Source organism: Flavobacterium sp. Arc3 (assembly GCF_041431375.1).
In the GTDB taxonomy this organism is placed as follows: Bacteria; Bacteroidota; Bacteroidia; order Flavobacteriales; family Flavobacteriaceae; genus Flavobacterium.
In genome coordinates, this window is the sequence record NZ_JASMRI010000017.1 from 50717 (window position 1) to 71457 (window position 20741).

The following is a 20741-nucleotide window of genomic DNA, read 5'->3' on the forward strand; positions in this document are numbered from 1 at the left end:
GTAAGTCACTTTTTTTAGTGTTCTTTGCAAACCTTAAATAAATAGAGAGGTGTCCGAGTGGTTGAAGGAGCTAGCCTGGAAAGCTAGTATGTGGGTAACTGCATCGTGGGTTCGAATCCCATCCTCTCTGCAAAATAATTGAATGCTTCCTGAAAGGGAAGCATTTTTTGTTTGTGAGACTCTCTGTTTTCCGAGAGGCCATGGGTAATCTCTTTCGATCAACAACAAGACAAAGCGCAGCTTATTTTTTTACCGAGCCTTTTGGTATAATTATCTTGCTTGGTCGGGAATAGTGCTTCAAATTGTTTTTTGAAAGCAATACGCATCAAGAACCTTTCAAAATCCTATATTTGTATAATAATAGAAAAGAGCCCAATCGAAAATTCTAGTAAGACCGCTATGAAGCAATCATTCAACAAAAATAATACTATGCGAATCATTTTTAGTTTTTTTCTTGTACTATCGGTTTCTGCTATTTTTTCACAAGAAATAGAACCAATTATGGATAGTCCTGAAGTAAAGGTTGACTCCCTCTACAGAGAAGATCAATTTTATTTTGGGTTTACTTACAATACATTACAGCAGAAACCTGCAGGGATATCGCAAAGTAAGTTCTCAACAGGTTTGTCTGTTGGTTTTCTGAGAGATATGCCAATAAATAAAGAGCGAACCCATGCTATAGCAGCGGGACTTGGTTTTACATATAACAATTACATTCAGAACCTTGCCATAAAGGGAACGGAAGAAATGCCTGTTTATTCTGTAATTGACGATAATACCGTGTACGACAAAAATAAATTCACACAATTATTAGTTGATTTGCCCATTGAATTTAGATGGAGAACCTCTAATTATGAGAGTTATAAATTTTGGAGAATATATGGTGGTATGAAATTTAGTTATGTCCTTTACAATAGGTCTTTCTACAGTGATGCTGAAAACAAAGTAACAATTACTAATAACAAGGACTTTAATAAATTGTTATACGGGATCTATCTTTCTGGGGGCTACAATACCATAAATGTATATGCCTATTATGGATTAAATTCTATTTTTAAGACAGCAGAAATCGATGGGGAAAAGGTAAATATGAAGTCGCTTAATATTGGAATTATTTTTTATATTCTATAGCCATAAGTACAATAGAAACATTTGTGGGATAGTACCCAGAAAAAGCCCGATAATTAATTCCTTAAAAGTATGTGCTTTCATCACTAGACGGGATGAAGCGACAAATCCATTCGTAATAGTAAGAAATGTAATAGCAAACATGTTTTGGGTTTGATAATGCAGGCTTAGCCCAAAAACAAATACGGTCAATGCGCTTATACCCATCATATGAAGACTCGCTTTTGTCTTAACAAATAACAACATCATCGCAAATAAAGCGCTCAATAAGGCTCCTAAAAGGAAAAAGTGCAACTCGGGATACCGTTCAATTGTAATACTTTTTCGAACCAAAAGGATTAGTAAAAAGGATTGGATGAGAAGTGGTATTTTCCGTTCAGATACTAGTGGAACCATTATAGAACTAATTTTACCGCTTGCGCGCAAGAGAATGAAAAACAGTAGCGGAACCACGACGGTAATAATTAACACCTGAAGTAATACAAAATATTTTTCTTGATTTATAAAATAAGAATTATTTGAAAAAAGATAAAATAGCGTTGCATATACCGGAATGAACACCGGATGGAAAACATAAGAAAATAAGGGTAGGATTTTTTTCAAGAGTACTGCAATTAATTATACAGACAAATATAAGGAATATAGTAAAAAAGTCTCTTTAAAAATGTTTAGGATTTATAGGAAAGGTAAAATGGTTTCTCCCTTTTTAATTATGTTGTGTTGTCGTAACTTTGAAAACAAGTGTTATTTTTGAGGAAGTTATAAATGATGATTATTTTTAAATACGCTATGATTCTTACAATAGTATATCGTTTACCACACAACTATAAATAAAATCTGCTTTAATCGCAGTACATAAAAATGAGCATACTTATTAAAAATATAGTTCCTATTCTTAAGGCAAGAGCCGTGGGTAATATTGAACAAGCAGTAGTTGATACAGTTTCTATAGACAGTAGATCGTTGCAAAACAGTACCCATACTTTATTCTTTGCATTGGTTGGCCCCAATAATGATGCGCATACCTATATTAAAGATTTGATAGCAACGGGGGTGCAGAACTTTGTTGTTTTACATATTCCTGAAGGATGTGCAGATAAAGCTAATTTTCTTATTGTCGAAAACACTTTGGATGCATTACAGCAATTTGCCGCTTATTATCGCAGTGGTTTTCATTTTCCCGTTATTGGTTTAACTGGAAGTAATGGTAAAACAATAGTAAAGGAATGGCTCAACTTCTTGTTAAGTCCAGACTTTAATGTCATCCGAAGTCCTAAGAGCTACAATTCTCAGGTAGGTGTTCCACTATCAATATTTGCAATTAATGAAAAGCACAATCTAGGTATTTTTGAAGCAGGAATTTCCACTATTGATGAAATGAAAAGGTTAGAAAAGGTCATTAAGCCTACCATTGGGATTCTAACTAATATAGGTTCGTCGCATGATGAAGGTTTTGTTGATTTAGATGAAAAAATCAAAGAAAAATTAGTTCTTTTTCAAGAGACTGAAATTATAATCTATCAAAAAAGAGATCTTGTAGATAAATATATTTTAGCAAAAACAAAAACCTTTACCTGGAGTTTTAGAAAGGGGGAGGCTGATGTTTTTGTTTATAAAAAAGAAACAGAGGATCAAAATACAATATTATATTACAAGTACAATGGAGATTCCTATAAGTTGAAAATCCCATTTCAAGATACGGCTTCTATAGAAAATGCGATTTCTTGTTTGATGGCATTGTTATATTTTGATTATGATATTGAGACGATTCAATCGAGGATGCTATTGCTGTTTCCTGTCGAAATGCGACTAAAAGTAAAAACGGGAATCAATAACTGTAGTCTTATTGATGATAGTTATAGCTCAGATTTTCAGTCATTGAAAATTGCACTGGATTTTTTGGAAAGTCAAACGCAGTTCCAAAAAAAGACTGTCGTACTTTCTGATATTTTTCAGAGCGGATTATCAAATGAGGAGCTGTATTCTAAGGTTTCGCAATTGATTGTTTCTAATAACATAAGTCGGGTTATTGGCATCGGAGAAACTATTTCGCAATTCAAAGACAAGTTCGTCAATTGCGTTACGTTCAATACTACGGCCGAATTTATTTCTAATTTTGAAAGTCTTGATTTTGCGAATGAAACCATTTTGATAAAAGGAGCAAGGTCTTTCCAATTTGAAGAAATCGTTTATTTACTCGAAGAAAAAACTCATGAGACCATTCTGGAAATTAACTTGAATGCACTCAGTTACAACTTGAATTTCTTTAAATCCAAATTGAAACCAAATGTAAAAATCATGGTTATGGTAAAGGCATTCGGTTATGGAAATGGAGGTCTGGAGATTGCTAAATTACTCGAACACCACAAAGTGGATTATCTTGGGGTGGCTTTTGCCGATGAAGGAATTTCACTAAAGAATGGTGGTATTCAATTACCAATTATGGTTCTCAATCCAGAGAATACGAGTTTTTCTGCCATTATACAATATCAATTAGAGCCAGAAATATATTGTTTAAAAGGACTTTATGCCTTTTTGAAAATTGCAAAAGAAAAGAATCTGCATCATTTTCCTATTCATATTAAACTCGATACGGGGATGCATCGTCTCGGTTTTGAGGAAGATACAATCGATGAATTAATAGCTACTTTAAAAGGGAATGATAGTGTTCAAATACGCAGTATTCTGTCACATTTGGCAACAAGTGACGACTTGAAGCATCGTGATTTTACGCTTTCGCAGATTAATTTATTTGATACGATGTCATCTAGAATCGTGGCGGAATTAGGAGTGAATCCGATTCGTCATATTTTGAATACTTCTGGAATAAGTAATTATCCGGATTCTCAATTCAACATGGTTCGTTTAGGAATCGGACTTTATGGAGTGTCGAATGATCCTGCGGAACAAAAATACTTGGAAAATGTGGGGACTTTGAAATCTGTTATTTCCCAAATTCGGACTATTTCAGCAGGGGAGAGCGTGGGTTATGGACGAAAATTTATGGCTGAGAAACCTACAAAGGTTGCAACAATTCCCATTGGTTATGCTGACGGTATATCTAGAGGTTGGGGAAATGGGGTTGGATTTGTATCCATAAAAGACAAAAAAGCAAAGATTTTAGGGAGTGTCTGCATGGATATGTTGATGGTTGATGTTACTGAAATTAATTGTACCGAAGGAGATTCAGTAATTATTTTTGGCGAAAGCCCAACGGTTTCTTATATCGCCAAAAAGCTAAATACGATACCCTATGAGATTCTCACCAGTATTTCACAGCGGGTAAAGCGTGTTTTTTACCGATAAATTGACAAATAATTAAGACGATTTTAAAAGTGTCTTGATTATTTGATAATTTAGTTTTCTAAAATATTATTTAACTAAAAAAAACAATTATGAAATTTTTCAATGATTTTAAATCCTCTTTAATAAAGGGTGATGTATTAGCTTTGGCGACCGCTGTAGTTATTGGTGGCGCATTTGGTAAAATTGTAACTTCTGCTGTTAATGATGTGATTATGCCCATTATCGGGTTAATAACTGGAGGAATTGATTTTACACAAAAATTTATTACCCTTGATGGTAATACTTATGTCAATCTTGAAGCCGCTCAAAAAGCAGGCGCAGCTGTGATCACTTATGGAAATCTTGTACAAGCTACCATCAATTTTGTCATTGTCGCATTTTTTGTTTTCGTAATACTTAGAGCTGCTGAAAAAACAAAAAACAAAAAAGAAGTAGTTGTTACTGCACCTACTGGACCATCTCAAGAAGAATTGCTTACTCAAATTAGAGATTTATTGAAAAAATAAGAAGATTGCTAGACTGTATATTTAAGAAAAACCATCTGCAAAAACGGATGGTTTTTCTTTGTTGTTATAATTGTAACATTTTGTTATTATTTGTGAAGCGCCTTGTTTTGGTTTTAATATTACTTACTTTTGTAATTCAAATTTAATATTCAATTATAAAAATATAGAAATGAAAATAGCAGTTGTAGGTGCAACCGGTATGGTTGGAGAGGTTATGTTACAAGTATTAGCAGAAAGAAATTTTATATCGGATGCTGATGAATTAATTCTTGTAGCTTCAGAAAGATCAGTGGGTAAAGAAATTGCCTTTAATGGTAAAAACTATAGTGTTGTGGGATTAGCGACCGCTGTTGCAATGCAACCAGATATCGCATTATTTTCTGCTGGAGGTGATACTTCTTTAGAGTGGGCGCCAAAATTTGCTGCTGCTGGAACAACCGTGATTGATAACTCATCAGCATGGAGAATGGATCCAACTAAAAAATTGATCGTTCCTGAAATTAACGCTTCTTCATTAACTAAAGAAGATAAAATTATAGCTAATCCAAACTGTTCTACAATTCAAATGGTATTGGTTTTAGCACCTTTACATAAGAAATACAATATCAAACGCGTTATCGTTTCTACATACCAGTCCATTACTGGAACTGGCGTAAAAGCGGTTGAACAATTGGAAAATGAATATGCAGGAGTTCAAGGTGAAATGGCTTATAAGTACCCAATTCATAGAAATGCAATTCCTCAATGTGATGTATTCGAAGAAAACGGATATACAAAGGAAGAAATGAAATTGGTTCGTGAGACTCAAAAAATATTAGATGATAAAACAATTGCTGTTACGGCTACTGCAGTGCGTGTGCCTATCGTAGGTGGACATAGTGAAGCTGTAAATGTCGAATTTTCTAATGATTTTGTAGTTTCAGACATTCAAAATATTTTACACCATACAGACGGTGTTGTCGTACAAGACAACAATGATACTTATACGTATCCGATGCCAATTTATGCGCAAGGAAAAGATGATGTTTTTGTGGGTAGAATTCGTCGTGACGAAAGCCAAGCCAACACATTGAATATGTGGATTGTTGCTGATAATTTAAGAAAAGGAGCAGCTACAAATACAATTCAAATTGCTGAATACTTAGTAGCATCTAAATTGGTGTAACCAATTTAATATTATATTCTAAACCATCTGTTTTAACATTCTATCAGTTTTGTTAAAACAGATGGTTTTCTTTTTTTAAGATTTCCTACCTTTGCAGTGTATGAAAAAGAAGCAACTTGTAATTAGTCTCTCTTTGTCACTGACGGTATTGTTTTCAATACTGTTTCAGTCACTTCATACCTATGAGCATTTTGTAAAGCAATTCTCTGAAACAGAGTGTCATCATAAATATAGTAATGGAGAACCTGAAATAACGCATCAACATCATAATTTTGATGATTGTAAAGTGTGTCATTTTACTTTTGGGTCTTATGTTTCTCCTGACGTATTTGTATATTCACTTCAGTCAAATTTCGAAAACACTCCCTATTTCTTTGAGAAGGTAAAAACCTTTATTTCGTTTCCCGGCAGTTTGTATTCTCCTCGGGGTCCGCCTTTAGTTATTATTTAAATTATATTAATTTCCAACCAATCCTTATTATGTTTTGTTGGAACGCTTCACTTTTTAAATAATTTCAAATCAGTTATCTTTTAAAGATTTCTGTTTGAGTATATCACAATCATTTCTAATGAAAAAAATTATAATTACGCTATTACTAGGGTTTTCAGCGCTGCTTCATGCGCAAAGTAAAGTATCTGGTACGGTAACGAATATAGCAAACCAACCTATAAAAGGGGTTTCAGTCTATGCGCCAGAATTACATAAAGGCACCACAACTGATGAAAACGGAATATACATTTTGACAAATCTTCCTGACGGAAATGTTAAACTGAGTTTTACTTTCGTGGGTTTCACAACTGAGAATAAAACAATAAAAGGACTTGAAAAAGAAAGCACATTAGATGTGATACTTGAAGAAACTATTTTTCAGATGGATGAGGTAATTGTTTCTACCGCTTTCAATAAAATACAGTCACAAAATGTCATGAAGGTAGAACATGAAACCATTAAGGAATTACAACAAAAAGGAACAGCAACCTTAATAGAAGGATTAGCAACTATTCCTGGAGTTTCTCAAGTTTCAACTGGAACTTCAATAGGGAAACCTGTAATCCGTGGTTTGAGCGGAAACCGCGTTTTAGTCTACTCACAAGGAGTAAGAATGGAAAACCAACAGTTTGGTGACGAACATGGTTTGGGATTGAATGATGCCGGCGTAGAAAGTGTTGAGGTTATCAAAGGGCCAGCTTCGTTATTGTACGGTTCAGATGCACTTGGTGGGGTTTTGTATTTCAATCCGGAGAAATTTGCTGATGCGAACACATTCAAAGCTAATTTTAGTCAAAAGTTGTTTTCTAATACTTTAGGTAGTAATTCCTCTCTCGGATTAAAAACGTCGACTGAGAACTGGAAATTTCTGGCAAGAGGGAGTTACAATACGCATTCTGATTACCGTATTTCAGGAGGAGATCGCGTTACAAACACCCGATACAATGAAACAGATTTTAAAACCGGAATTGGATACAGTAATTCTAGTTTTTCTTCAGTTCTTCGATACAACTACAATAATCTAGACTTAGGAATTCCTGAGGATGGTATAGCAGATCAAAGCACAAGTAAAAACACGGGTTTTCCAAGGCAAGGGGTTTTTAGCCATTTGTTGAGTTTGAACTCTATTATCTATTTAAAAAATTCAAAATTGGATGTTGATTTGGGATATATTGCTAATGATCGTTCTGAGTTTGAGGATAGCAATGTGGCAGGATTGCGTATGAAGTTGAAAACTTTTAATTACGATGCGAAGTACCATTTACCAAGCATGGGTAAATTAGAATCAATTTTCGGAATTCAAGGTATGCATCAAACTAATACAAATTTTGGCGAGGAGTATCTAATTCCAGATGCAACAACAAATGATTTTGGTGTTTTTGGAACAGCTAATTATGAGTGGGGAAGCAATAGTGCAGTGCAAGCAGGTTTGCGTTTTGATAACAGAAAAATTACTAGTGTTGAAAACGGTACGGTTGGAGAAGAGGGGTATTTTAAAGCGATCGACAAATCATTTGATAGTTTTAATGCTTCTTTAGGTTACAAAACAAACTTAGCTGATGATTTGACCTTGCGATTAAATCTAGCTTCAGGATTTAGAGCACCTAATTTAGCTGAGCTAACTTCTAACGGAGTTCATGAAGGGACAAACCGTTATGAAATAGGAAACAGTGATCTGAAAACAGAACAAAATGTACAGTCTGATCTTAATTTAGAATACAAGAACAGTCATTTTGAGTTTTTTGTAAATGGGTTTTACAATCATATCAACAATTATATTTATACTTCACCTACAGGAACGGTATTGGATAATAATGATGTGTTTAATTATATTCAAAACAATGCTAAACTGTATGGAGGTGAAGTTGGTCTGCATTTTCATCCGCATCCTTTGGATTGGTTGCATTATGAAACCAGTTTTGAAACCGTTACGGGCAAGAAACAAAATGGCGATTATTTACCTTTGATCCCTGCGAACAAGTGGAGTAATACCATAAGAACTGAATTCAAAATGAAGAACTGGTTTGAAGAAGGTTTTGCTACTTTCAACGTTTCTACGACTTTCAATCAAGATAATGTAAGTGGTTTTGAAACGGAGTCTAATGGTTATACTTTAGTAAATTTAGGACTTGGTGGAACAGTAAAACTAGGTAAAACTGTTTTCGACGTTAACCTAAACGGAAATAATTTATTTGACAAAAAATATATCGCGCACCTTTCTCGTTTGAAAAACGATGGGATTGCAAACATAGGAAGAAATATAGTTCTGGGAGTTAATTTTAATTTGTAGAAAAATCATAAAACGCTATCCGAAAGGGTAGCGTTTTTTTTAACCGATAACTGCATAAAGCTTCGGTATGTTTTTTACTGTATATCTCATGTAATTTAAATTGATTTTGCGCTTACATTTTTTAATTTTTAACTCTCTATGAAACCTCTGCACATCTGAGTGAAATAACTAATATGTTTTAAAATTACAACCCTCTTTTAATTCTAAGTTTTGTATATTTGTTTAACATAAACAACAAAAGATTAAACACGGATAAATTAGTGACTAAAGCTGCTATAAATATTGTTTGGTTCAAGCGTGATTTGCGATTTGTAGATAACGAAGCCTTGTTTGCTGCGCAAAATTCGGTATTGCCAGTACTATTTGTATATTGTTTTGAACCAAGTGTTATGGAGTACGATGATGCCGATGTGCGTCATTGGCGGTTTATTTATGAGTCGATTCAGGATTTACAAACGAAGCTCAATGCAATCAATGGAACATTCTATTATTTTCACAATGAAGTACAGGCTGTTTTTGTCGAGCTACTAAAGAACTACGATATTAAGGAAGTTTATTCTCATCAAGAAATTGGTAACAAAATCACTTTTGATAGAGATATAGCAATGCAGGATTTTTTCGAAAGCAATAATATTATCTGGAAAGAATCTCAGTTACACGGAGTAATTAGAAAATTAAAATCACGACAGCACTGGGACAAACGCTGGGAAGAAGTGATGCGGGCTGAACCAAAAATGAGTGCCATTCAGGATTTTAATTTAATTCAACTTGAGGATGCTGTTTATAATTCTATAAAAGGGAATCCGCTTTCAGAAGCTATTACGAAGACCAATAAGAATTTCCAAAAAGGAGGCGAGAATCTCGCTTGGCGCTATTTGGATAGTTTTGTAAAAGAACGCTATATCAATTACAGCAAGCATATTTCTAAACCGGCCTTGAGTAGAAAAGGTTGCAGTCGCTTATCGCCTTATCTGGCGTATGGAAATATTAGCATGCGAATGATTTATCAATACACAAATCAGCATTACGAGAATTCTAAGAATAAACGAGCGATTCTTAATTTCGTTTCTCGACTGCATTGGCATTGTCATTTCATGCAAAAATTTGAAGATGAATGCCGAATGGAATTTGAAAATGTAAATAGAGCATATGACACTTTGGTAAAGCCAAGGAATGAAATTTATATCAAAGCCTGGCAAGAAGGAAAAACAGGTGTGCCAATTGTAGATGCCTGCATGCGATGTTTAGTAGTGACAGGATATATCAATTTCAGGATGCGAGCTATGGTGGTTTCTTTTTTCACATTTAATCTTTGGCAAGATTGGCGGGACTTGCATTTTCTAGCAAGACAGTTTCTGGATTACGAACCTGGAATTCACTATCCACAAATCCAAATGCAATCAGGAACAACGGGAATAAATACAATTCGGATTTATAGTCCAATAAAAAACTCTGAAGAGCACGATCCAGAAGGTGTTTTTATTAAACAGTGGTTGCCTGAATTAGCAGAAATTCCAGTCAACTTAATTCATGAACCGTGGAAGTTAAATCCAATTGAACAACAATTTTATAGCTGTGAAATAGGGAAAGATTATCCCGAACCTATTGTTAATATTGAAGAAACTAGAAAACGGGCTAGTGATATAGTCTGGAGTTTTCGGAAAACAGATGAAGTGAAAGAGGAAGGAAAACGGATTTTGAAAAAGCACGTTTCCAATCCGAATCGAAGAACTAAAAAAACAAAAACATAATGACTATTTTTTTAAAAGCAAACTGGGAAAACATTATAATGGCTAATTATGAAATTGATCCTAACATACTACTTCCTTTCTTGCCTAAAGGTGTGGAGCTTGATTTGTATGATGGAAAAGCCTACGTAAGTCTAGTTGGGTTTATGTTCAAGAAAACCAAACTTTTCAATGTTCCAATTCCTTATTTTGGCACTTTCGAAGAAATTAATTTGCGTTTTTATGTGGTTCGAAAGGAGGGGAATACGTTAAAACGCGGTGTAGTTTTTGTCAATGAAACTATTCCGTATCCTATTGTGGCTTGGATGGCTAATAAATTATACAAAGAGCACTATACCGTGGTACCAACAAAGCATGAAATTACAAGGGAGACAAAAAGTCAAAAAGTAGAATTTAAATGGCTTTTAAATAAAAAATGGAATAGTATTTATGTAGAAGCAACCACGGAATCTAAGGTGATGAAAAGTCAATCTTTAGAAAAATTTATATATCAACATTATTATGGCTACACTAAAGTCGACCAAAATAATACCGAAGAATACAAATTACAGCATCCGAGTTGGTTAGTCAATCAAGTATTAGATTATAAAATTGATTGTGATTTTACAGCGATGTATGGTGAGTCCTTTTCGGGTTTAAATACGACCAAGCCAGAAGCGGTTTTTATAGCCGAAGGTTCATCGGTGGGTATAGAGTGGAAAAGAAACAGATTAAATATGGGTAATGAAAGGTATTAAAAAACAAAACTTGCCCTCTAAAACGTGTGTTGTTTGTAATAGACCTTTTACTTGGCGTAAAAAATGGGAAAAGGTTTGGGATGAGGTAAAATATTGTAGCGATAAATGCAGAAGCAACAAATAAAATGAGTAAAAAAGTAAGACTTGTTCTAGGCGATCAACTAAACAGCAATCATTCTTGGTTTAAAACTGTAGATGATTCGGTGACTTATGTTATGATGGAAATTCGAACGGAGACCGATTATGCATCGCATCACATTCAAAAAGTGGTTGGTATTTTTTCTGCAATGAGAAGTTTTAGCAAGGAACTAGAGTTAAAAAAGCATAACATTATTTATATCAATCTAGTTGATGAAAACAACTTACAATCATTTGAAAACAACATTGAAAACTTAATTTCAAAACATAATTTTACTCATTTTGAATACCAATTGCCAGATGAATTTCGTGTTGATGAAGCGTTAAAAAATCTGAGTAAAGTAATCACAATTTCAAGTTCGATCGCTGATTCGGAGCACTTTTTCACAACACGAAATGAATTAGAGCACTTTTTTGAAGGTAAGAAAACCTTTGTGATGGAAAATTTTTATCGGATGCTTAGAAAAAAGCATACTGTTTTAATGGAAGGCAATCAGCCATTAACTGGCAAGTGGAATTATGATAGCGACAACCGAAAAAAGTTGCCCAAAAATCATAAACCGACACCGCCATTAGTTTTTAATAATAATGTTTCAGAGGTTCTTGATGAAATCAGTAAAACGGATATTAAAACCATCGGAAATATTGATGCTGTAAATTTTCTTTGGCCAATTAACCGAGAACAATCGTTGCAGTTATTAGACTTTTTTCTAGTAGAATGTTTGCCTTTATTCGGAAGTTATCAAGATGCCATGTCCCCAAATGAGTGGTCTTTATATCATTCTCGACTTTCATTTTCTATGAATTTAAAGATGATTTCACCACAAGAAGTTATTGATAAAGCTATAAAAGAGTGGGAAAGTAGACCCAGTGAAATTGAATACAATCAATTAGAAGGATTTGTGCGACAAATAATAGGTTGGCGCGAATACATGCGAGGGATTTATTGGCTGAAGATGCCTGAATATGCTAGCATGAATTTTTTTAATAATCAAGAAAAGTTGCCAGATTGGTTCTGGACAGGCAACACTAAAATGAATTGTTTAAAAGATACTATAAATCAATCTTTAAATTATGCATATGCCCATCACATTCAGCGATTAATGATAACTGGGAATTTTGCGCTTTTAGCCGGAATTCATCCTGATGAATTAGATGCTTGGTATCTCGGAATCTATATTGACGCGATTGAATGGGTTGAAATTACAAATACTCGTGGCATGAGTCAATTTGCAGATGGTGGAATTGTAGGCACAAAACCCTATGTAAGTTCGGCATCTTATATTAATAAAATGAGCCATTATTGTGGCAGTTGTTATTATAACAAACAACTTAAAACAGGTGAAAAAGCCTGTCCTTTTAATAGTTTATACTGGAACTTTTATGATAAAAATGAAGATAAATTAGCAAAAAACCCAAGGATTGGAATGATGTATAATGTTTGGAGAAAAATGGAACCAGAAGCAAAGGCAGCCTTATTAGAACAAGCAGATTATTATCTAAAAAAAATAAATGAATTATGAAAACGGCTATAGTTTGGTTTACAACTGATTTACGATTATATGATAATGAAGCGCTTAAAAGAGCAATTACTCAAAGTGAAAGTGTTATCCCTGTTTATTGTTTTGATGATTCCCATTTTGAAACTACCCAATATGGTTTTAAAAAATCAGGTAATTTTCGAACGCAGTTTTTATTGGAATCATTACAAGATTTAGACAATAATTTACGAAAGATGGGTTCGGGCTTGATTATTTTAAAAGGAAAGCCAGAAGTTGAAATCCCGAAAATTGTAGCAGAATATAGAGTTCGAAAAGTTTTTGCTAAAAGAGAAGTAGCATTTGAAGAAAAACAAACAGAAAGCTTGGTTCAAACGGCACTTTTCAAATTGCGTTGTGAACTAGATACTTATAGTACGAGTACTTTATATCATGCAGAAGATCTGCCGTTTTCGCTAAAAGACATTCCAGATGTTTTTACCACCTTTAGGAAGAAAACAGAATTAGATGCCGCTGTAAGAAATGTTTTTGACCAACCAATAACAATTGTGTCTCCAGAAATCCCAGAATTAATTTTACCTACTTTAAAAGATTTAGGTTTGCATTTTTCTCCAATGGATTCTCGTGCAGCCATTCAATTCAAAGGCGGAGAAACAGAAGCAATGAAGCGATTAAACCATTATTTTTTTGAAACAAAAAAACTATCCATTTACAAAGAAACTAGAAACGGAATGGTAGGGGATGATTATTCTTCAAAATTTTCAGCTTGGTTGGCTTTGGGATGTATTTCACCGAGAACAATTTATCATGAAATAAAAAAATATGAAAAGGAACATGGCGCTAACGAATCTACATATTGGTTGATTTTTGAGTTGTTATGGCGTGATTTTTTTAGATTTATGTTTAAAAAATACCAAACTAAATTTTTCTTGTATTCTGGTATAAAGGCTGATAAAGTGAATTCGAAATCCTTAAGTGAAAAATTACTCTTACAATGGATAAATGGCACAACTGATTCAGATTTTATTAATGCTAATATGCTAGAGCTTAAACAAACGGGTTTTATGAGCAATAGAGGTAGGCAAAATGTTGCTAGTTATTTTTGTAACGAACTCAATATGGATTGGCGTATTGGAGCTGCTTATTTTGAATCGCAGTTAATAGATTATGATGTTTGTAGTAACTGGGGGAATTGGGCGTATTTAGCAGGCGTTGGAAATGACCCAAGAAAACACCGTTATTTTAATATCGAAAAACAGGCTAGTGACTATGATAAGGACAGGGCTTTCCGGGATTTGTGGTTGCAATAGCTTTTTTTTTGAAATTATAAAATGTAACAAAAACCGACATTTAACGACCAATCCTACTAACGCTTTTCTTATCACAAGAAAGCAAGAGATTTTCCTTATTTTTGTTAACCAATTAAAAAGATACTAATGAAAAAACTAATTCTAATAATGGCTGTATTACCCACAATAGCTTCTTTTGGACAAAACCAAAAAGCAGTACACTATCCAGAAACCAAAAAAGGAGAAACGGTAGATCAGTATTTTGATAGTAAAGTGGCAGACCCTTATCGCTGGTTAGAAGACGATCGCTCTGCAGAAACTGCAGCTTGGGTTAAAGCAGAAAACGAAGTGACTTATGGATATTTAAACCAAATTCCTTTTCGTGATGCGCTTAAAAACCGCATGGAGAAATTGTGGAATTATGAAAAGATAGGCGCACCCTCGAAAGAAGTAAACTTTACTTACTATTCTAAAAACAACGGACTCCAAAACCAATCGGTAATGTATAGAAAAGATGCTTCTGGAAAAGAAGAAGTTTTCTTAGATCCTAATACTTTTTCAAAAGACGGAACAACCTCACTAGGAGGAATTGATTTTTCAAAAGACGGTTCTAAAGTAGCTTATGCCATTTCTGAAGGCGGAAGCGACTGGAGAAAAGTAATTATTATGGATGCATTATCTAAAAAAATAATAGAAGACACCTTAATTGATGTAAAATTCAGTGGATTGTCTTGGAGAGGAAATGAAGGTTTCTATTATTCTAGTTACGAAAAACCAAAAGGAAGTGAATTGTCTGCTAAAACAGACGAACATAAATTGTATTTTCATAAACTAGGGACTGCTCAAAAAGAAGACAAAGTCATCTTTGGCGGAGACCAAAAACGCAGGTATGTAGGAGGTTATGTCACAGAGGATGATCGCTATTTAGTGATTTCAGCAGCTAATTCTACCTATGGAAATGAATTGTATATTAAAGATTTAACGGTTAAAAATAGTCCTATCGCTACAATTGTAGATAATTTCAATAGCGATAATAATATTATTGATAACGAAGGAACGAAGTTGTTTATTGTAACTGATTTAAACGCGCCCAATAAACGCATTGTAACGGTAGATGCAAGTAGTCCATCTCCATCAAAATGGGTTGATTTTATTCCGGAGACTGAGAATGTACTGTCTCCTTCTACAGGTGGTGGATATTTCTTTGCTAATTATATGAAAGATGCTGTTTCAGTGGTTAAACAATATGATTATAATGGGAAATTAGTTCGTGATATTCAATTACCAGCTGTAGGAACAGCAGGAGGTTTTGGCGGAAAGAAAAAAGAGAAAACATTGTATTACTCTTTTACAAATTATACTACACCAGGGACGATTTACTCTTTTGAACCTAAATCAGGAAAATCTGGGGTTTACGCACAGCCAAAAGTGGACTTTAAAAGTGAAGATTTTGAATCTAAACAGGTTTTTTATACTTCTAAAGACGGTACTAAAATTCCAATGATTATAACTTACAAGAAAGGTTTGAAATTAGATGGTAAAAACCCGACTATGCTTTATGGTTACGGTGGTTTTAATGTGAGTTTAACGCCAGCTTTTAGTATCGCTAATGCAGTATGGATGGAAAACGGTGGTGTTTATGCTGTGCCAAATATAAGAGGTGGTGGTGAATATGGGAAAAAATGGCATGATGAAGGAACTAAAATGCAAAAGCAAAATGTTTTTGATGACTTTATCGCTGCTGCTGAATACTTGATTGCTCAAAAATATACTTCCTCAGATTTTCTTGCCATTCGCGGTGGATCAAATGGAGGTTTGCTAGTAGGTGCAACCATGACTCAGCGTCCTGAATTGATGAAAGTCGCTTTGCCAGCAGTGGGCGTGATGGACATGTTGCGTTACCATACTTTTACAGCAGGTGCAGGTTGGGCGTATGATTATGGTACAGCACAAGACAGCAAAGAAATGTTTGAATATATCAAAGGATATTCACCAGTGCATAATGTAAAAAAAGGAACACATTATCCAGCAACTATGGTCACTACGGGAGATCACGATGATAGAGTAGTGCCAGCACATAGTTTTAAATTTGCAGCTGAATTGCAAGAAAAACAAGCGGGAACTAATCCAACATTAATACGTATTGACGTAAAAGCGGGGCACGGTGCAGGAAAATCAGTGGCGGCTAGTATTCAAGAGAATGTAGATGTTCAAGCATTTACACTTTATAATATGGGCTTCAAAACCTTACCAAAATTAAAATAATAGAGGTTTAATTGGGAGCTACTTCCTGCTTTTCGCTATATCTCTTATTATCTCTTAAAAACGAGAAAACAAGAGGATGCCGCTTCAAGCAGGGCTAGGGAATAGACACACAATAAATATTTTTTATAACAAAACGCCAATCGGGAGATTGGCGTTTTGTATTTGTAGAAGTTATACTAGAAAGGGTCTGGATTTTATAAGTCGGAAAGTAATATTTTAGACAAAGGCTCATCGTGTCCGTAGATATCATCATAAAAATGGATTAGGCCCTCGCGATCAACCCAGGCGGTAAAATAACCAATGTACACTGGTATTTGGGTTTTTAGATTGTAAGTTTTCTCAACTCTTCTATTCATGGCAGCATCTATTTTTTCTACAGTCCAGTTTGTGTCGCCTTCTAAAACCGCGATTGCTAAATCTCTTGGGCGGGCTACACGAATACAACCATGGCTAAATGCCCTTTGTTCCTTGTCAAATAAGCTTTTTGAGGGGGTGTCATGCATGTAAATAATATGAGAATTTGGAAAAACAAATTTCACCTTACCCAAGGCATTTTGTGGTCCTGGTCTTTGTCGTACTCGGTTGCCAACCCATTCCATATCGTGTTTAGCCAAGTAACTCCTGTTTCTGGCAATAGCTGGTAAAATTTCTTTTCTTAAAATACTTGGTGGCACATTCCAATACGGGCTGAACACTACTTGGTTCATCATACCACTAAAAACGGCTGTTTTATTCATAGATTTCCCTACCACCACTTTGGAGACAAGTACGGGTCTGGTTTCCTTAAAATAAGTAAGGGTAAAAGAAGGTATATTGACCACTATGGATTGTTCGGTTTTTGTTAAACCAGGTGAAATCCATCTCGATCGCTCCATATTGACCATAAGAGTCTTGATACGCTCGTGTACGGTGATATTCATGTTGCTGATATGTTTTGGCAACAATAAGGAATCAGTGTCGAATGCGTTGCGCTCTTTGTATTTTAAGATGCCTTCTAGTAGCTCATTGTCAAATATTTTTTTTTGAGAATCAATTTTTAAATCTCCGGTGATAAACAAACGTTTTCTAATTTGTAAGATAACATCAGAAGTATCTCCGGGTTTCAGGGGTTTTATGTTTTTGGGAAAGAGAATTGGAGCCCAGCCCCCATTTTTTTCAATAGTACTGTAATTATGAAGTACATCTTTTAAAAGATAATATTGACCAGGAAGGTCTTTTAGTTGTTTGTTGATCAGGCTCGGATCCTGAAGTAACGAGTCCAATCGATTTACATACGATTGTTTTTTTCGAGGAAGATACCAACCCAGTTCTACCGTTTTTTTTACGTCTAATCCTTTAAACATGCGATCTGCATAAAAGAAATAGAGCGAAGACATTAGAAGTTCTACTTCAATATCTGACTTTTCCATGTTTTCTTCATCCTGAAAAATGGTTTGTAATTTCTCAGCATAAGGTACGTGGGTTTTTATTCCTTCCTGATCTAAATTATTGACTTTGTTATATAGCAACGCTGCAAACTCGTTCATGCCATTGCCATCATTCCAAAGGAATTGATAATTGTGTTTCCGATAGAGTTGGATGACTTCCGGTTTTAGGTATTTGAACTTTGGATATTTTGCAAAAAAAGAAACTACTAAAGTACTGTCAAAAGGAATCGGAGGAAATGAAGGAATCTTTTGGTAATGTAGAGCGACACAGGCCTTTGATAGGCTGCTCGCTTTTGTTGTAGTAGGAAGTCCCAATATTAGCAAGCAGTTTAGTAAAAAAACAGAGATGACAAGTATGCGTTTCATGCCAATATATTTATAGTGTTGACTATAAATATACGAAAAAACAAGGAAAATTTAGAAGTGTTGAATTGTTATAATCTTTATTGAAAATATAAAACATTGAAGCTTAATTTAAGTGGTTTTAGAAACCAAAATAACAGCTGAAATTGAATTTATATTTGTTAGAGCAATAGTTTACAAGCTCTATCTTTTTGATTTGCCCTGTTGATTTAGTGTTAAAAAAAAACCTCCTGCGTGAAGCAAGAGGTTTATATGATGGTTGAATATTTGTCTTAAGGGCCATTTTTTTTATCCACTTACCAGATTTTAACTCTTTTATTTGGAGCCAAATATAGGGAATCAGTAGGTTTTATATTGAAAGCAGTATAAAACTCAGGAATATTGCGGACAACACCATTTATTCTGAATTTTGCAGGTGAATGTGGGTCGTTAGCTACTTGGCCACGTAAATCATCTTCACGTGCTTTTTCTAGCCAAACTTGTCCCCAACCAAGAAATATCCTTTGTTCTCCTGTGAAGCCATCCAAAACTGGAGATTCTTTTCCATTGAGACTCATTTTGTAAGCCTTTAAGGCAATAGATAAGCCACCAAGATCACCAATATTTTCACCCTGCGTAAATTCTCCATTAACATTCAGGTCCGGAAATACTTTGAATGCACTATATTGGGCTACTAACTCTCCCGTTTTTTGTTTGAAGGCCACTAAGTCTTTAGGAGTCCACCAGTTGCGCATAACTCCATCACCATCGAAAGTACTTCCTTGATCGTCAAAGCCATGACCAATCTCATGACCAATTACCGCTCCAATCCCACCATAGTTTACAGCATCTTCTACACTAGCATCATAGAAAGGTGGCTGTAAGATAGCCGCGGGAAATACAATTTCATTTAAAGGAGGATTGTAATAGGCATTTACGGTTTGTGGTGTCATACCCCATTCTGTACGATCGACAGCTTTGCCTAATTTGTTAAGTTGTCGATTGTATTCGAAGGCAGTAGCTCTTTGTTGGTTTCCAAAATAGTCATTTTTAATAATTTTTAATGACGAGTAGTCTCTCCATTTGTCAGGATAGCCAATTTTAACGGTGAATTTTGACACCTTATCTAAGGCTTGTTTTTTTGTCTCAGGACTCATCCAATCCAGTTTTTTAATACTTTCTTCATAAGCTTTGATTAGGTTTTTAACCAAGAAGCTTACTTTTTCTTTAGCTTCTGGGGAGAAGTGTTTTTCAACATACACCTTACCAACTATTTCGCCAAGGTTTTTATTCACTGTTTCAACTCCTCTTCTCCAAAGAGGTCTTTGTTTTTCTGTACCTCTAAGTGTTGTACTATAAAAATTGAAATTTTCATTTTCTAAAGCAGTATTTAAGGACGTTGCTGCTCCATGAACTACACTCCATTTTAGATAGGCTTTCCAAGTGGCTAATGGGGTTGTTTTTATTATGTCATTAAGCGATTTAATATATTCGACTTGAGGGATGACAATATTTTTTTGGTTTTTGATTCCGGCAGTAGTTAGCAGGGATGCCCAGTCAAAATAAGGCATGAGTTGTTTTAAATCTTTAATAGGGTATTTGTTGTAAAGCTTCATCATATCCCGAGTTTGCTCTTTTTTCATGTGCTTAGCAGCCAAAGAGGTTTCTAAAGCCATAATTTTTGGAGCGAGTGCAACCGAGCTTTCAACACCACCCAACTGAAGCATCTTGTCTATATGAGTAACATATTTTTTACGAATCTCTTTTGATTTATTGTCTTCTAGAAAATAATACTCTCTGTCTGGAAGTCCTAGACCACCTTGCCAAGCGTACAGCATGTATTGAGAAGGGTCTTTTAGGTCTTCCATAACCCCAATTACGAAAGGACTGTTGTTTCCGGATTGGTTCGCATGGCCAAAGTATTCTGCTAAATCACTATAATTTGAAATAGAATCAATTTTCTTAAATTCGGGAAGCAGTGGCGCAACTCCTATTTTATTTCTACCTATGGAATCCATATAGTCTCCATAATAATCACCAATTTTTTGTTCATCTGATCCATCCGCAAAATCACTTTTAGATGCGTTTTCGATAATAGCTTTAACATCTTCCTGCGATTTGTCATAGACTATATAACCAGCACCATAGTTAGGTTTGTCTGCTGGGATTAATGTATTGCGCTGCCAAGTTCCGTTGACATAAGCATCAAAATTATCACCGGGCCTTATTAGGGTATCCATGTTTTTTAGCATCAAACCTGACGCTAGTTTTCCATCTGATTTAATTTTATTGCATGCGCCAAGAATCAGAATAGGAAGTAATAGTAAAGCAATTTTAAAAGAGGAGAGTTTGCGTTTCATAATTGTTATTTTTTACAGTATCAAATATAATTAAAAATTATCATGGCATGT

15 protein-coding genes and 1 tRNA gene are annotated in these 20741 nt (G+C 34.7%); 13 read left to right on the forward strand and 3 right to left on the reverse strand.

Annotated features, from left to right (window positions below; genetic code table 11):
• Positions 1-43 precede the first annotated feature (43 nt).
• Positions 44-130 (forward strand) — tRNA-Ser (locus QO200_RS13050).
• 299 nt (positions 131-429) lie between these two features.
• Positions 430-1131 carry a porin family protein gene (locus QO200_RS13055; RefSeq protein ID WP_371540890.1) on the forward strand — a complete coding sequence of 234 codons (702 nt, stop codon included), beginning with the start codon at positions 430-432 and terminating at the stop codon, positions 1129-1131.
• Here the strand turns inward: QO200_RS13055 and QO200_RS13060 are convergent.
• Positions 1126-1524 carry a hypothetical protein gene (locus QO200_RS13060; RefSeq protein ID WP_371540891.1) on the reverse strand — a complete coding sequence of 133 codons (399 nt, stop codon included), beginning with the start codon at positions 1522-1524 and terminating at the stop codon, positions 1126-1128. The two genes, QO200_RS13055 and QO200_RS13060, sit on opposite strands and share 6 nt — an antisense overlap.
• A 465-nt stretch (positions 1525-1989) precedes the next feature.
• On the opposite strand from QO200_RS13060, the gene QO200_RS13065 reads away from it, so the two are divergent.
• From QO200_RS13065 to QO200_RS13115, 11 genes are all read left to right on the forward strand, one after another.
• Complete coding sequence (locus QO200_RS13065) at positions 1990-4434, forward strand: bifunctional UDP-N-acetylmuramoyl-tripeptide:D-alanyl-D-alanine ligase/alanine racemase (RefSeq protein WP_371540892.1); 2445 nt, start codon at positions 1990-1992, stop codon at positions 4432-4434.
• Between the two features lie 89 nt (positions 4435-4523).
• On the forward strand, positions 4524-4940 hold the full coding sequence (mscL, locus tag QO200_RS13070; protein ID WP_371540893.1) for a large conductance mechanosensitive channel protein MscL: 417 nt from the start codon (positions 4524-4526) through the stop codon (positions 4938-4940).
• A gap of 169 nt (positions 4941-5109) precedes the next feature.
• Positions 5110-6105 carry an aspartate-semialdehyde dehydrogenase gene (locus QO200_RS13075; RefSeq protein ID WP_371540894.1) on the forward strand — a complete coding sequence of 332 codons (996 nt, stop codon included), beginning with the start codon at positions 5110-5112 and terminating at the stop codon, positions 6103-6105.
• A 100-nt stretch (positions 6106-6205) separates the two neighbouring features.
• The gene (locus QO200_RS13080) at positions 6206-6556 is read left to right on the forward strand and encodes a hypothetical protein (RefSeq protein ID WP_371540895.1); all 351 of its coding nucleotides are present in this window, start codon (positions 6206-6208) and stop codon (positions 6554-6556) included.
• Between the two features lie 118 nt (positions 6557-6674).
• Entirely contained in the window at positions 6675-8885 is a 2211-nt protein-coding gene (locus tag QO200_RS13085; protein WP_371540896.1) for a TonB-dependent receptor domain-containing protein, read from the forward strand.
• Between the two features lie 218 nt (positions 8886-9103).
• Entirely contained in the window at positions 9104-10636 is a 1533-nt protein-coding gene (locus tag QO200_RS13090; protein ID WP_371540897.1) for a deoxyribodipyrimidine photo-lyase/cryptochrome family protein, read from the forward strand.
• Positions 10636-11370: a YqjF family protein gene (locus tag QO200_RS13095; protein WP_371540898.1), complete on the forward strand. Its 735-nt coding sequence runs from the start codon at positions 10636-10638 to the stop codon at positions 11368-11370. The genes QO200_RS13090 and QO200_RS13095 overlap by 1 nt, the downstream gene beginning before the upstream one ends.
• Complete coding sequence (locus tag QO200_RS13100) at positions 11357-11494, forward strand: DUF2256 domain-containing protein (protein WP_371540899.1); 138 nt, start codon at positions 11357-11359, stop codon at positions 11492-11494. The genes QO200_RS13095 and QO200_RS13100 overlap by 14 nt, the downstream gene beginning before the upstream one ends.
• Position 11495: 1 nt before the next feature.
• Positions 11496-13031, forward strand: a complete 1536-nt coding sequence (locus QO200_RS13105) for a cryptochrome/photolyase family protein (protein WP_371540900.1) — start codon at positions 11496-11498, stop codon at positions 13029-13031.
• Positions 13028-14317, forward strand: coding sequence for a DASH family cryptochrome (locus tag QO200_RS13110; protein ID WP_371540901.1), 1290 nt, complete (start codon positions 13028-13030; stop codon positions 14315-14317). The genes QO200_RS13105 and QO200_RS13110 overlap by 4 nt, the downstream gene beginning before the upstream one ends.
• 147 nt (positions 14318-14464) lie before the next feature.
• Positions 14465-16561, forward strand: coding sequence for a prolyl oligopeptidase family protein (locus QO200_RS13115; RefSeq protein ID WP_371540928.1), 2097 nt, complete (start codon positions 14465-14467; stop codon positions 16559-16561).
• Positions 16562-16755: 194 nt separating this feature from the next.
• Here QO200_RS13115 and QO200_RS13120 read toward each other — a convergent pair whose 3' ends face one another.
• Positions 16756-18354 carry a murein L,D-transpeptidase gene (locus tag QO200_RS13120; RefSeq protein ID WP_371540902.1) on the reverse strand — a complete coding sequence of 533 codons (1599 nt, stop codon included), beginning with the start codon at positions 18352-18354 and terminating at the stop codon, positions 16756-16758.
• Positions 18355-18647: 293 nt separating this feature from the next.
• Positions 18648-20690 (reverse strand): M13 family metallopeptidase, encoded by a 2043-nt coding sequence (locus QO200_RS13125; RefSeq protein WP_371540903.1) that lies wholly within the window; start codon positions 20688-20690, stop codon positions 18648-18650.
• Between the last annotated feature and the right edge of the window lie 51 nt (positions 20691-20741).